The organism is Lysinibacillus fusiformis (genome assembly GCF_002845985.1).
Classification (GTDB): domain Bacteria; phylum Bacillota; class Bacilli; order Bacillales_A; family Planococcaceae; genus Lysinibacillus; species Lysinibacillus fusiformis_D.
The window spans coordinates 445,519-460,221 of the sequence record NZ_PDFK01000003.1; the positions used below are offsets into that span (position 1 = coordinate 445,519).

Below are 14,703 nucleotides of genomic sequence, written 5' to 3' on the forward strand. Positions count from 1 at the left end.
GGTCACCTCCTTTATCCAATTCCTAAATACTTGCGTTTTAGTTCTTCATTGACAATCAGATCCTCCATCATGCCCGAATTTACTGTTTTGCCATCATCGATCAAAGTATAGGTATCACCAATCCGGCTTGCCATCATAAAGTTTTGTTCAACAAGAACAATGGACGTTTTCTTTTTCATTTCCATAATCGCTTCCATCACCTTCTCCACCACTATGGGCGCAAGCCCCTTGGAAGGCTCGTCAATTAATATTAATTGGCTATCATTGATAAAGGCTCTTGCCATGGACAGCATTTGCTTTTGCCCTCCTGATAAATGCCCGCCAGCCTTTTTCCAAAACTTCTTCAAATCGGGAAACAGCTCCAGCACATATTGCTGTCGCTCTAACGTGGCAGTATCCTCCCTATACATGGCTACCTTCATATTTTCCTCTACCGTTAAATCTGCAAAAATCCCTTGATTTTCAGGCACATAACCTATCCCTAATTTAGCCACCTTGTATGTTGGGCTTTTTTTAATGGAGTGGGAGCGAAAGGCGATTTCGCCATTTGTCGCAGGTGTTAATCCCATAATTGTTTTCAAGGTCGTTGTTTTACCTGCACCATTTCGTCCAAGCAGTACGCTAACCTGTCCCTCCCTCGCTTCAAAATTAACTCCCTGCAAAATGTGATATTGGCCGATATGCGTGTGAACCTCATTTAATGTCAGTAAGGTGGTCATCGTACAGCCCTCCTAAATATGCTTGTTGTACGGTATCATTATTCATAATTTCCACGGGTGAACCATCTGCTAGTAGCTGACCATTAAATAACACCATAATGGAATCCGATAAATCTAAAATCATATCCATTTTATGTTCAATGAGCAGAATGGTTTTATTCCCTTGATTTTTAATGGTCCGAATGACCTCTAAAATCGTAGGTACTTCCTCTAAAGACATACCAGCTGTTGGTTCATCGAGTAGCAGAATTTCCGTATCCAACGCAAGTAGCATGGCAATCTCAAGCTTTCTTTTCTCCCCGTGTGATAGGATCGTTGTCAGGGCGTCCCGTTTATTGTCGAGTAAAACGAGTGATAATAGCTCCTCCGCTTTGTCGGTAATCGCCTTATAGCTTTTGTAGTGTCGAAATAGCTGATAACGAATCTTTTCCTTTGACTGCACGGCTAAACGAACATTTTCGAGAACCGTTAAATTTGGAAACACATTCGTGATTTGAAAGGATCGACCCAACCCCATACGTGTTCTTTCGATGGCCGACTTTTGGGCAAGTGATTGCCCTTTAAAATAAACATCACCCGCAGTTGGTTTTAGCTCTCCACTAATCAAATTAAAGAATGTTGTTTTCCCAGCACCGTTCGGCCCTATAATGGACTTTAAATGCTTTTCAGGCATTTGAAAATTAACGCAATCCACCGCCGTATGTCCCCCAAACTGAATCGTTAAATTGTCTGTGTGTAGTATTGGCTCCATCCTCTACTCCCTTCTCCTCTAATAGTTATGTAGAAAGACAGCCATGCTGCCTCTCATTTGTTTAATTCATAACAGGTGGTGCTGTTTCCTCAGGACTTAACTCCCGAATAAGTACGGGTACTGGATAATCCACGCCATCCTGTTGCTCTAAGCGAATTGAATACATCGATTGAAGGGCTTGATGGTCCTCTTCACGGAACGTCATCGTACCTTTTGGTGTCTCAAATGACATCCCCTCCATTATGCCGATCAGCTTGTTGGCATCTGCATCTCCCTCCGATTTTTTCAATGCCTCCATAATGGCAATCGCCGCAGACATGCCGCCAGGTGTAAATAAGTCAGGTACTTTATTGAAACGTTTTTGATGTTCCTCAACTAACCATTTATTTACATCATTTTGCGGTAGTGTGTGGTAATACACCGAAAAACCTTCCATACCAACCAATGGATTCATAAATTGAAGCGCTATAATATCAGGTGCTCCCGTTGAAATTTTAATGCCCTTTTCTTGAATTTTAAGATCTGCGATTTGATTCCATGGTGAATTTGCTCCTGCCCAGACAACGAATAAATAATCAGGCTTAGCATCTAGCACCTTTTGTAAATTAGACGTAAAGTCTGTTGCTGCTGGGTCTGCATACTCATCTAACACAATGTCAGCACCTAATTTCTCCGCTGCCGTTTTAAACGCATTCACCCCATCCCAGCCAAACGAGTAATCTGGGGCAAATGTAGCAATCTTCACACCTTTACTAGCAATAGCCGCCGCGGCTGCATAGGCATCCTGTGATGAATTACGACCTGTACGGAAAATATACTCATTAAACTCAGAACCTGTAATACTGTCAGCCACCGCAGGCTCCACCACCATAATTTTTTCATACTCCTCCGCCAGCGGTAGAACAGCAAGGGTATCACCAGAACTTGAAGAACCTACTAAAAAATCAACCTGGTCATCTTCTAATAGCTTTGTTGCTTTCTGCACGGCCACCTCCGGCTTCGTCTCCGTATCCTCATACACAACCTCGATTTTCTTACCATTGACCTCCATCGTCCCACCAGTCGCATACTCAATCCCTAAATCAAATCCCCGCTGCGTCTGCTTCCCATATGATTCAAGCGCCCCCGTTAACGAAGCAAGCACCCCAATCTTAATCGTGCCTCCTTCCGCCGTCACCGCTTTTGTCTCACCATCGGAGGAATCTGCATCTGTTGCATCATCCTTCGTATCCTCCCCACTACAAGCTACCAACACCACAGCCAACATTACTAAAAGAAACCAATACCACCGCTTCTTCATCCTATACCCCCCTTTAAAATAAGCTCCATAGAAAGCGCTTTCTTGCTATGACAACACTATACAAAAGTCCAGTTACAAATTAGTTACAAAAAATGCTTTGCACAAAAGTACAAAGCATTTTTCTGTATCGATGTTATGGAATTATTTATTAAAAATTTAAAAGTGTTAAAAGATTTATCGCTACGCTACTAATTACATCAGGTAAAAAGAAAGACAAAAACGTTGAATATACAACATTTTTGTCTTTTGTATTAGGAACTATTTTTTAGTGTTTCAAACTGCATTCTGTAGTACGCTTCATGAAGACCATTCCTGCTTCAATACACTATACAAGAAGGAATCTCGCCAAATACCGTCTTTCATTAACATATTTTCACGTAATATTCCTTCTTTGGCCATTCCAACCTTTTCTAAAACCTTTGATGATCCAATGTTTCTTGGGTCACATGTTGCATAAATACGATGGAGCTTTAATGTGTCAAAACCGAAAGTGATCACTAATTTAGCACTCTGCGTTGCTACTCCCTTCCCCCAATAGTCAGGGTTAACAATATAGCCAATTTCCCCCACCTTATTCGTGAAATCCCTAATCATTATCTCAACCGAACCTATTAAAGTTTCTTGATAAATAATAGCAAAAACATATCTTTCCCTTGGTGTTTGTCTTGCTTCATCGAGTGCATCCTGAATGAATTCTTTTGAATCCTCCTCTGTATTCGGTCCCCATGTTTGATACCTACAAACAATCTCCTGTGAGGCATATTTATGAACATCAATCCAGTCATGTGGCGTGAATTCCCTTAAAAATAATTTTTCATTTGCAAGTATCACTTTAATTCATCTCTCCTTCTACACGATTCAACCATTCACTCATCTTGTTCAATCTGCAAATTGTGGCCAGCCTTTTATTTGTCTGACAAAATGGCATTTAAATATGTTGCTTTTTTTAACTTGTTCATATAGTTCATTTCTACTTATGAGTGGCTCTCCCTACACTACAAAGTAGTACCACCCGAATAAGATTCCCTCATTTAAACGACGGCACTAGCTATCCCATAATTAAATCATAGACAGCCATGGTCGACTCCATAGGGGTTGTATTTAATTCGCTCTGTAACTGCTGTACACATTTTTCGTACCATTTGTATGCTAGAGAACGGTTTTGGAGTTGGTAGTAGCTGTACATAAGCAGGCGATAGCCCTCCTCCCATAGTGCATCCTCTCCAATTATTTTCTCTGCATAGTGGATGGCTTTTTTATATTGCTGCTGCCTTGTGGCATTTTGTGCCAAACGTTCTAGAACTTCTATATATAAAAATTGTAGCTTTTCGCGATCTTGAGTAAGCCAGTCGATTTGCTTTTTTTCTGCATATAAGGCGTCTGGATAACTCGCTTCCGCTAACAGTAGCCATTCATCGGACAACTGTGGATCAAATTCCTCCATTCCTAGGTTGTAATAATAGTGAAATCGTTCCACGTCAATTTGGAGAAAGGCAATATTTTGCAACTGATACATATTATTCTTACGTTGAATAAAAAAGCTCTCCTGCCTTGCATGTCGTTGTGGCTCCAACACTTTTAATAATGTATTTAAGACCACTTTAAAATCCCGATCTAAAGACTCGACAGTGCGGTCTGGCCATAATGCCTGCGCTATTTCTTCCTTTGGTGTAAAACGATTGCGATGACAATATAGATACACGAACAATTCCTTCGATTTATCACGTTGCCATTCTTTATCTTCGAGCTTTCTTTGTGCTCGAATTAAACTTAAACTCCCAAAAAGATTGATTTGTATTGCATCATGCGGATAATTGATACTGTCCTCCACTTGAAAATAGCTTCGTAATGTAAGAATGGCTGCATGTTCCACACCTCCTGTTTGGCTAAAATGCAATAGCTCATAGAAAATCATTCGATCACTTGGACCAAGTATCATTTTCCTTTGTAAAAAATAGTCATAGCCATTTGCCAAACATAATTGCGCAAACTGTTGAAAATACGGATGAAATTGGTCTCTATTATTTTCTTGAAACGCGATAACGGATTGATAGAATAGAACATGCATCAAGCCATTGCGATCTCCGCATTCCTGAAATAGTTGTTGTGCCTTCCTTACTAATTGCTTCGCTCGTTCTGTTTCTTGCTGGGAGAGAATGATTTTCACTTCCGCTAAAAGAATGAGGCCTGTCATCCAAGCATCTTGTACTTGCTCGGTTTCTCGTAAGCCCAATGCCAAGTATTTCTTAGCCGCTACTATATCTCCTAAATAATGTTTAGCAATCGCTAGCCCCATATAAGGTTCGGCCTTAACTCGAGAAATATTAATGGCATTCAATAAAGTCAACGCTTTTTCATAGGCTTGACATGCCCCTTGATAATCTGGGAAATCCATTAATAGTAGCGCATGTGCTTTTCTGATATAACCAACCGCCTCTATAAAAATAGACTTCTCTCTTAACCCCCTGCGTATCCCATGCTGGGCTGCATACCAAGCTTCCTTTCCTTGTCCTAACAATGCATAGACAAATGCTGCTAGTAGTTCACTTTCACGATGGGTTGCCACAAGCTGAGGTGGCAATTCAAGGCGCTGTGCTAATAATTCCTTCGCCTCTCGTAATTGCCCAGTCCGTAGTAAAACTCGGACATCCACATTCGCTCGTTGCATGACATCCGCTGGCAATGCCACGTCCTCCATAAATAACTGTGCACCCTTGGCCTTCCCTAAGTTCACTAAGTTTTCAGCATATTGCCGTTGAAGTTCTAATAATTCCTCTTTTAGTAAGGGGGTATATTTGGCAAGCTCTAATGCTTTTTCTAAATAAGGCTCTGCTAATGCAGGCTGTATAGTGTCTAAGTAAATATGTGCCAAACCTGCTTGAGATTTTGTCATAAATAGGTGATCCTGCTGCTGCTGTGCGATCATTGCACACTTGTCGTAGGATTGTTTCGCCCTTTCATAATAAGCACGGTAGCGATGGCATTCGCCATCAAAATAATATAATCTATAAAATGTATCTTTTTCTTGTACAGTAAATCGATTGATTTTTTCTAATAACCATTCAAATTGTCCAGCACGTACTAATGGCTCTGCATGACGCTGTAATAGCTCTCCACAAAAATCATGGTCATTCGTTTTAAAGGCATGATAAAGCACAGCTTGAATATTATGCCGTTCCATATAATAGAATGCCGCTTGTTTATGAAGGTCCGTATAGCAACTTGTATGCTGACGCCATTTCATTTCTAAAAACCGACTAAACAAAGCATGGAAGCGGTATAAACCATCTGTTGTCACTGGTTGAATAAATAAATGACGCTGTGATAAAGTATTCAACATTTGTGCCATCTCAAAGCCATAAAAATCTTCCAATAGCTCCGCTGAAAATGTAGGAAAAATAGCTAGTTTTAAAATGGTCTCTTGCTCCGTTGCAGTCATCCTACTATAAACCTCTTCTGACAAATAGGTGAAAAGATCATTCGGAGAAATCATTAGCCAATAATCTAAAGAAACATGATGCCATTGCTCTGCTAACAAGGAAAGACTGATGGCCCAGCCTTCTGTGATCTCCAATATCTTGGCCATTTCAGCATCGGATAAATGCACGTCTACATATTCTTCAAAAAAAACAGCAATTTCCTCAGTTGAAAAGGCCAGCTCGTCCTCGTTGATCACTAGCCACTTCTTTTGCAGCTTTAATTTTCTCATAATATCCCAATTCGGTAATGTTCTAGATGCGATAATAAAATGAATCGCTGGTGGAGCAAATTCAATAACTTTCTCCATAAAATAATTAATTGAAAAGACGTGATCCACTAAATGAAAATCATCAATGACAATTAGAAATGGCTCCTCTATGCTACATAGGCAATTGACAAAAAGCTTATACCAGCGATTCAGCTCCTCCATTTTAGGGAAGCGTGACAATTGATTCCACTCATCGAATGTAGGACCAAAATTCGGCACAGCTCGCTGTATGCTAAAAAAAAGATGTCTTAAAAAGGGTAATAAATTATCATCTTCTTCGGAAATACTATACCAAGAAAATTTATTCGCTTCGTTCGAGAGAAATTGTGTGAGGATGGTCGTTTTACCATACCCTGCACCACTATGAATAAATGTACAAGTATGGTGATGACTCTTCTTTAATGTCTTCATAAGTGCGGCTCTATTGATACAATGAGTGGATGGACTTGGTGCCATACATTTTGATTGAATAATAATATCTGTCATGTTAACGATAACCTCCAAATTTGTGTAAGGTTACAATAGCTCCATTTTTTCACAAAAATTCAGATTATTAAATTATTGACAGTTTACCATATTTTATCGAATGAATGGCAAAAATAAAAAACCCGATAATCAAATGAATGATAATCGGGTGATTTTCTATGATTATAGTAATTCTTTACGTAATTCAGCAGCTGATTTTGGTGAAAGCAGACTGAATGGAATATCAAATACTGTTTTCGCTCCTTTATCACCAGCTTGACTTAGACGATGCGCAGCACGTGCATAAGCCACTAATATACTAGATGTGAAGTTTGGATTACTTTCAAGTTTTAATGAGAATTCGAGAATTTGTTTATCGTTTGCTCCACTGTCACCACTGCGAATGACAAAACCACCATGTGGCATACCTGTGTGGTTTGCTGTAAATTCATCTTCAGAGATGAAGTTAACTGTTGTGTTATATTCATCGAAATAGTTAGGCATTGTGACAATTTCTTGTTCCACTTTTGCAGCATCTGCACCGTCTTCTAACACAACCCAACATTCACGTGCATGTTTTTCACGTGTTGTTAATTCAGGGTTTTCACCATTACGTACACGTTCTACAGCTTCTTTAATTGGCAATGTGTATTGAACAGCATTTTTAACACCTTCGATACGACGTACTGCATCTGAGTGACCTTGACTTAAACCATCGCCCCAGAATGTATATGTTGTACCAACTGGTAATACGGATTCTCCTAGTAGACGATTTAAGGAGAATAAACCTGGATCCCATCCAACTGAGATAACAGACACTTTACCAGATTTTTGTGCCGCTGCGTCTACAGCATCGAAAAATTCAGGAATTTTCGCATGTGTATCGAAGCTATCAATTGTATTAAACCATTGTGCAAAATGTGGTCCTTGTTCTGGTAAATCCGTTGCAGAGCCACCACATAAAATCATGACATCAATGTCGTTTTGGAATTTTTCGGCGTCATCTACTAAATATACGCTCGCATTGCTTGCTACGTTTACTGTTGAAGGATCACGACGTGTGAACACCGCTACTACTTCCATATCTGGATTTTGTGAAATAGCATACTCCACACCACGTCCTAAATTTCCATATCCTACAATACCTACTCGAATTGCACTCATTAAAATTCCTCCTAACGATTTCGTGACTTTGTGAAAACTTTCACGTTAAATCTAATTACAATAATACTTTGTGTTAGAAAAATTCACAATAGTTTGAGTATGAGTTTTTCAAAAAGAATTTATATCAGTTTTCTATGGTTTTTATCCAAAAACGGTATGAATGCGGTTACAAATTACTAAATATTCCATGAATCTTAAAGTTATTGTAAAAGCCTTGTAAATAACGGCTATTTTTCCAACCAGTCTTGTACAATAAATGTAACGACAAAAGGGGGCATGTTGAATGAAAAGTACTGGTTACTCATCAAGCACGGCATTGGCACAAGGAGAACTACTTGCATTCCATATGACACAAAATAATACGGCGAACAAGCACCTTGAAGCGAAACAAACTGTTCGTAAACCACATGAAAGTCTTTTACCAAACAATCCTTTATGTATCGGTGTTTTACCTTTTGACGTTATGGAAAACACGCTAGACATCACCATCCAAAAAAATAAGGTGCATGAGGTAGACTTCTACCATAGTGGTAAGGACATCGCTCGCTGGTTCATTAAAAAAAGTGAATACAACAAGCCAAACCCAGACTTCTTTATATGAAGTCTGATATGGTACTTCGTAAGCGTTCTGCTAACTTAATCGGGCGCTTCCTTCTAGCACGATCTCCTGCAAGTCCATCGCTATTGTATCTCCTGAGCCAACTGTGCAAGACGTTTTTCATCAATAATATGGTAGCCTGTCTTACGTTTTTCTAATATCTTCTCTTCACAAAACTGTGCCAATACATATAATAAATGGCGATAAGAAACCCCTAAATACTCACAGATTTCCGTATGCTTTTCCTTATAGACACCTTGATCAGCAGATAATTGAATAAAGGCTGCTAAGCGATTCTCAAACGGATATGCTTGATTTTGTGTATATTTAGATGTCATGTTCGTGGCTTTTTCCCCTAGAAACACACAAAGTCTACGTAAAAACAAGGCATCCACAAGTAACTTTTCCTTACATGCCTGTGTAATGGAGTAACAAATTGTCTTGGTAACAGTTTGTATCCCCTTTGTATACCTCGCCTCATTAAGCAATTCAATTTCCCCCATAAAACGAGGAGCTTCCAAATATTCAATTAGTGAAACCTTGCCATTTTTATGCGTCATATAGAGCTTCGCCTTGCCTTCTATCATGTAATACAATGTATCTGGAAAGGAGCCTTCCTGAAAAATCCACTCTCCTTTGTCAAATTGACACACTTCCAGATAAGGATCGATAGCAAATGAGAAAAAATCATTTATCGGATATTTTTCAAGATATTGGGTACGTGCTTCAGCTGTTAGAATATGCATTTTTTACTCTCCCCTCTAAAAAATATGAGATATCTCACATTATTGTAGCGATGAACATGCTATTATTCAACTTAGTTAATGGAGGTACGGTAATTATATGAACAATCAACGATGGCTTTCTCAGAATTTCTTTACATTTTTCATCACCTGGGGCATTTTCTTACCCTACTGGACAGGTTGGCTTGTGGATGCAAAACATCTGACAGTATCGCAGGCAAGTGTTGTAATGGGCTGTGGGCTACTAGCTCGTGCCACGTCCAATCTTTTCTTCTTTCCAACCCTTGCAAAATATGTACACAATAAACGTCTTATTACGATTTTAGCAGTAGGTGCTCTACTAACTGCATTACTTTATATTCCAAGCACTGGCTTTATCGCATTATTAATCGTGACCATTTTATTTAGTGTCTTTTATCCAGCACTATTACCTGCTGTGGAAAGTAGTGCAGCAACGCTTGTCCAGCATGGCAATATTCACTACGGCAAAAGCCGTTCCTATGGTTCCTTCGGGTTTGTGATTGCTGTATTAATTATAAGTATGCTGACGGGCGTTTTCGGCAAAAACATCATCTTTTGGAGCATGATTATTGGGTTGATTGGCATGTTACTTATGCAACAATTAGCCACTCCAAAGGAATTACTTGTTGTGCCAACAAAAGAACAACGTGCGAAATCATTATCGATGAAGACTTTATGGACTATCAAGGGCTTCCCGATTGTCTTATTTATCGTAATTTTATTACAGGGTGCACATGCCTCTTATTATAGCTATGGTTATATTTATTTAGAAGACTTACAGGTTGACCCATTCTATATGGGCATGATTATTAACATCGCAGTAATTTGCGAAATCCTATACTTTATGAAGGCCGATACATTATTGATGAAGTGGCGTTCATCGTCATTATTGCTCTTAGCAGCAAGCGGCTCTTCCCTGCGCTGGTTACTCATCTTTATGTTCCCGAATGTCTGGGTATTTATTGCTTCACAAACCTTGCATGCATTATCCTTTGCACTAGCACATTTCGCTTTTATCCGCTACTTAACGAAAGCTCTACCAAAGGAACAAATTCCAAATGCGCAAGGTCTCTATTCCGCATTAGCCATGGGCTTAAGTACAGCAATCCTTACGTTTTTAGGGGGATATTTATACGAAATATCTCCTGGCCTGTCCTTTGCAGCCATGCTTATTTGTACAGTGCCTGCCATCGCTATTTTGCTGCTGACGCGCAAAAAATATCAATATTAACAAAAAGCAGGTGAGAATAAATATAGAACTTAATTATCATGTATTTTATTAAAATATCACACATTATAGTGGGTAAAAAAAGGATAGATGAACAGGAATTATACCTGTTTACATCTATCCTTTTTGGACAACATATGAACCCATTTACTACTACAACATCTACCACAATACTACAATAAATAATCATTGGCTTCTTCCATGATCGCGCCAGATTGTGGAAGATCGTTATTGAACTAAAGCACTCCGTTAGTTTAAGTGAATTTTCTCACAAATTTATGATATTATACAGTTGAATAGAAAGACAAATTAGAATTTGGAGGTTCACTATGAAAAATGAAGATAAACAATATGCTTTAACTGTTATTACTAATATATTAAAAGTAATGCACAATAAAGAATATGAAAACATTTTAAATTATGTGGATGAATGTGAAGTGGATGATATTGGTGAGTTATTCTATTATGTTCAAGAAACATTAAACTTAAATGGATTTGATTCATTTGATGAATATGGCGCTCCATGTAATTTCCACCCCAAATACAAATATTCACAAATCAACTTCTATGAATTCAATGATAATAGTGGATTTGCTGTTGATTATGCTTTAACTTCAAATTCAAAATTGGCAGATATGTGTTTACAAATGGAGTTTTTATATACGGATGACGGATTAAAAAGTGTTTTTATCACAGTTGACCCACAGTAAAACAATATATTAAAAGGAGAACATATGGAAATATACAATATTAATTTGAATATTCATTATTCTGCTCCACAAGAAGTTTGGGATAAGTTGGAGCGTTTATATAGAGAAATGCCTAACTGGAACAACTTTGTAAACGGCTGTCCACAGTGGTATGGTTCAGATGATAAATTAATAGAAGTAAGTATTGAATCAAGTGGATTACAATTCTATGCTAAGTTACCATCAGAAGAATGGGATGAATGGATTACAATATTTAAGAATAGAGCTACAAAATTATTGGGATATGAAGTTGGCGAACCAGAAGACGGTTTTGAATTTCACTATTATGATTAACCCCACAAATTCCAAGTTGTCCATAAGCTTAATTTGAAAATACATATGACACTTCGGTGTTTTTTTATATCATCTCCAATTCTTCCAGTCACACCTAATTGCTATTCAACTAAATGCATCGTTAGCTTAAGTACATTGTTTCACAAACTCAAATCAAGATTAACATAAAGCCCCATTTTTAATTCAATTAAATGGCCCTATTAATGAAAAAGGCACAATTCCTTTTCAAGAATTGCGCCCGATTATTTAATATGTCTTCGAAATAGCGGTAATGAAAATAAATAAATATTATATAAAGGAAATATCCGCTTGAAAGTAGAATATTACCCTACAACCATAATTAACTATTCCGATGAGGAGGATTCATGTGCGTCCACGACCATTATTTATTGAAAATCCAGAGCATGATAGGTATGTTAGTCTTGTGCCAGATGGAGATATTGAAGAAATACTTAATAAGCAACAAGCTAAGACCCTTACCCTCTTAGGCAGCGTATCAGAGGAGTTAGCAAGTAAGACGTACGCACCAGGGAAATGGACTTTAAAAGAAGTGATTGGGCATATGACCGACTCGGAACGTGTGATGTCGTATCGAATACTTGCCATTGCACGAAATGAAATTGCACCACTCCCAGCAATGGATCAGGATCAATACGTTTCTGCGGCAAACTTCAACAAATTATCTTGGGAACAGTTACTAGCTGGTTTAGACACCGCACGCTCCAACACATTAAGCCTGATTTCAACTATTGATGAAGCTGCGTGGGTTCGTAAAGGAACTATAATGAACAGTCCAGTTTCAGTAGGAACCATTGTATATGGCATTGTCGGGCACGAGTTACACCATATGAAAGTGATTAGCGATAAATACTTATAAATCTCTTTCTATTATTGAAAAAACCTAATTTTTACTTCATACTGAGAAATTAGGTTTTCTCATAGTTGAACCTTACTTAGCGTTATAAATCCGCATTTTCCTGACGTTATCCCTATTTATACATTATAATTTCTTATTCAATTATATGTCCCTATAATGATCGAGCACTGATCCTTATTACAGAACCGCGCCCGATGGTGGAAGAACTTTATCTACTATATGAAGTCCAAATTCTATACATTTTTTTACAATCTACCTCAATCTTATCTCTATGCATTGTAACATATACATTCATGTATTCCGCCCATTGTGGTATTAGTTCCGTTAAACAATCAATGACCTTTATATCAGGAGTTGCATAACCGATATTTTCTTTTCTCAAAAAGCCATTGGAGAAATCTTGATATAATGAGTCCGTCCATTCATAAACTTCAAACTGAGAATCAAAAATCCGCTCATCTTCTTGATATTGTCCGTTTACCCAGTATATTTCCATAACAATGCCCCCCTAATTAAATGCAGCGTTCCATAACACTTTGTCCTATAAAGACACTTTCCTAGTTTTCCATGAAAGCGCCCGATTGCTGAATAGCAAGACGGTGATTTGTCTTTTGCCTGTTAAAGTAAAGCATACTGTTAGCTTAACAAGAAATTATTTCCTTTTCTCATAGATTCCTTTTACGAATTGTTCCTTATAATCTGTGTATTCATTGATCCCACCATTTTTCTCTTCTACAAATTTCATTTTCAGTTCTCTGTACTCTTCCCTTGCTGTTTCGTTTGAATTTAAGTAGTTCCTAAAAAAGATTAAATTTTTCCAGAGTTCTTTGTTGTATTCTACTAAGTGAATAAAGTGTGTCTTTTCCTCATAATGATCATCATTAAACTTCGCAAGCACAATTTCATTAGGGCGTTCCACTTTGAGCTTTAAAAAACCAACTTCCCTCAGCCCTTGAAATATCGATTTATCAACATTTTCAATATTATCAACACCAACGACTAAATCCAATATTGGTTTGGCAACGATATTCTTTATGGCTGTGCTACCAATGTGTTCAATTCTATTCTCTTGAATTGGCGTTGCATTTAAAATATCCTGTTTCACCCTAAAAAACTCTTTTTTCCACTCATCACAATGTGCTTCTAACCTTACCTCATCTCGTTTTAACCCTAATCTCATTTAGTCACCTCATTTTCAATATAGTTAACTAATTCGTTCGATGATTTCTTTATCCTTCTTAAACTCAACTGCAGTGTTAGTTTAAATACACTACTTCACAAGCTAAACTGAATTCTAATGTAATTTTGCCGAATTTCTTTACTATTTTAATCGCCCTTTAGATGATGAAAGACGCATTCCCAACTTTAACAATTGCGCCCTATTGTTCAGTACCTCATCATAAAACTTACCATAACGGAAGTACGATTCCCACATGATTTTTAAATAATCATTTGAATAACAACAATAATATAATAAAAAACGAAATAAATATATTGATAAACGATAATAAATAGACTAATATCATATTATCATTAAATCGGTGAGGTGCTTCAAATGAATGTTAAACTAAGTTCAACTTTTTTCTTAAAGATCATTGCTTTTCTTATTGGAATTGCGGTACTTGTTGTGTGTATCTATTGGTTACCTCAAGCAGCTTTACGAGATGCCAAAGTGCGTCCAGGAGATTACTCGATATATCCATTGTTAATATGTGCCTATGGAGTATGCATTACGTTTTCTGTTGCATTGTATCAAGCCTATAAACTATTGAGTTATATCAATATAAACAATGCTTTTTCTGAGCTATCCCTTAATTCCTTACAGATTATAAAAAAATGCGCTTTGACAATTATTTTCTTCATTTTGTTTTTAATAGTTTACTTAAGGGTTTCTGCTCTGTTCACGGGTGAAGACGCAGCAGGTCCGATAGCACTTGGTCTAATAGGGATTTTAGTAACAGCTATCATCGCTGCCATTATAGACGTACTTCAAAAACCCATAAAAAATATCCTAGAAAATATGTAGGTGTTTCATAATAACCATTT

15 protein-coding genes are annotated in these 14,703 nt (G+C 37.7%); 6 read left to right on the forward strand and 9 right to left on the reverse strand.

What is annotated here, in order from left to right; translation table 11 throughout:
- Positions 1-11: 11 nt before the first annotated feature.
- The 6 genes from CRI88_RS12830 to CRI88_RS12855 all read right to left on the reverse strand — a co-directional run bounded on the left by CRI88_RS12830 (position 12) and on the right by CRI88_RS12855 (position 8,147).
- Entirely contained in the window at positions 12-719 is a 708-nt protein-coding gene (locus CRI88_RS12830; protein ID WP_036117680.1) for an ABC transporter ATP-binding protein, read from the reverse strand.
- Positions 694-1,470: an ABC transporter ATP-binding protein gene (locus CRI88_RS12835; RefSeq protein ID WP_036117677.1), complete on the reverse strand. Its 777-nt coding sequence runs from the start codon at positions 1,468-1,470 to the stop codon at positions 694-696. Before CRI88_RS12835 ends, CRI88_RS12830 begins: the two co-directional genes overlap by 26 nt.
- 61 nt (positions 1,471-1,531) lie before the next feature.
- Entirely contained in the window at positions 1,532-2,770 is a 1,239-nt protein-coding gene (locus tag CRI88_RS12840) for a substrate-binding domain-containing protein (RefSeq protein ID WP_101966707.1), read from the reverse strand.
- Positions 2,771-3,067: 297 nt separating this feature from the next.
- On the reverse strand, positions 3,068-3,601 hold the full coding sequence (locus tag CRI88_RS12845; protein ID WP_058843530.1) for a GNAT family N-acetyltransferase: 534 nt from the start codon (positions 3,599-3,601) through the stop codon (positions 3,068-3,070).
- Between the two features lie 217 nt (positions 3,602-3,818).
- Positions 3,819-7,004, reverse strand: a complete 3,186-nt coding sequence (locus CRI88_RS12850) for a winged helix-turn-helix domain-containing protein (RefSeq protein ID WP_058843529.1) — start codon at positions 7,002-7,004, stop codon at positions 3,819-3,821.
- 162 nt (positions 7,005-7,166) lie between these two features.
- A complete protein-coding gene (locus CRI88_RS12855) occupies positions 7,167-8,147 on the reverse strand; it encodes a diaminopimelate dehydrogenase (RefSeq protein WP_036117665.1) in 981 nt (326 codons plus the stop codon).
- 283 nt (positions 8,148-8,430) lie between these two features.
- Between CRI88_RS12855 and CRI88_RS12860 the strand changes: the two genes are divergently transcribed.
- Positions 8,431-8,748 (forward strand): hypothetical protein, encoded by a 318-nt coding sequence (locus CRI88_RS12860; RefSeq protein WP_036117662.1) that lies wholly within the window; start codon positions 8,431-8,433, stop codon positions 8,746-8,748.
- 80 nt (positions 8,749-8,828) lie between these two features.
- On the opposite strand, the gene yeiL is transcribed toward CRI88_RS12860, so the two are convergent.
- The gene (yeiL, locus tag CRI88_RS12865) at positions 8,829-9,491 is read right to left on the reverse strand and encodes a transcriptional regulator YeiL (protein ID WP_089932774.1); all 663 of its coding nucleotides are present in this window, start codon (positions 9,489-9,491) and stop codon (positions 8,829-8,831) included.
- Between the two features lie 97 nt (positions 9,492-9,588).
- Here yeiL and CRI88_RS12870 point away from each other — a divergent pair, with 97 nt between their 5' ends.
- The 4 genes from CRI88_RS12870 (at position 9,589) to CRI88_RS12885 (ending at position 12,657) form a co-directional block, all read left to right on the forward strand.
- Complete coding sequence (locus tag CRI88_RS12870) at positions 9,589-10,740, forward strand: MFS transporter (RefSeq protein WP_058843527.1); 1,152 nt, start codon at positions 9,589-9,591, stop codon at positions 10,738-10,740.
- 326 nt (positions 10,741-11,066) lie between these two features.
- Positions 11,067-11,447, forward strand: coding sequence for a DUF7668 domain-containing protein (locus tag CRI88_RS12875; RefSeq protein WP_089932771.1), 381 nt, complete (start codon positions 11,067-11,069; stop codon positions 11,445-11,447).
- A 24-nt stretch (positions 11,448-11,471) separates the two neighbouring features.
- Positions 11,472-11,780, forward strand: a complete 309-nt coding sequence (locus tag CRI88_RS12880) for a hypothetical protein (protein WP_036117651.1) — start codon at positions 11,472-11,474, stop codon at positions 11,778-11,780.
- 367 nt (positions 11,781-12,147) lie between these two features.
- Positions 12,148-12,657: a DinB family protein gene (locus tag CRI88_RS12885; RefSeq protein WP_089932769.1), complete on the forward strand. Its 510-nt coding sequence runs from the start codon at positions 12,148-12,150 to the stop codon at positions 12,655-12,657.
- 208 nt (positions 12,658-12,865) lie between these two features.
- Here CRI88_RS12885 and CRI88_RS12890 read toward each other — a convergent pair whose 3' ends face one another.
- On the reverse strand, positions 12,866-13,153 hold the full coding sequence (locus CRI88_RS12890) for a hypothetical protein (RefSeq protein ID WP_089932766.1): 288 nt from the start codon (positions 13,151-13,153) through the stop codon (positions 12,866-12,868).
- A gap of 156 nt (positions 13,154-13,309) precedes the next feature.
- On the reverse strand, positions 13,310-13,837 hold the full coding sequence (locus CRI88_RS12895; RefSeq protein ID WP_058843524.1) for a GrpB family protein: 528 nt from the start codon (positions 13,835-13,837) through the stop codon (positions 13,310-13,312).
- A gap of 375 nt (positions 13,838-14,212) precedes the next feature.
- On the opposite strand from CRI88_RS12895, the gene CRI88_RS12900 reads away from it, so the two are divergent.
- Entirely contained in the window at positions 14,213-14,683 is a 471-nt protein-coding gene (locus CRI88_RS12900) for a DUF2975 domain-containing protein (protein WP_058843523.1), read from the forward strand.
- Positions 14,684-14,703 lie beyond the last annotated feature (20 nt).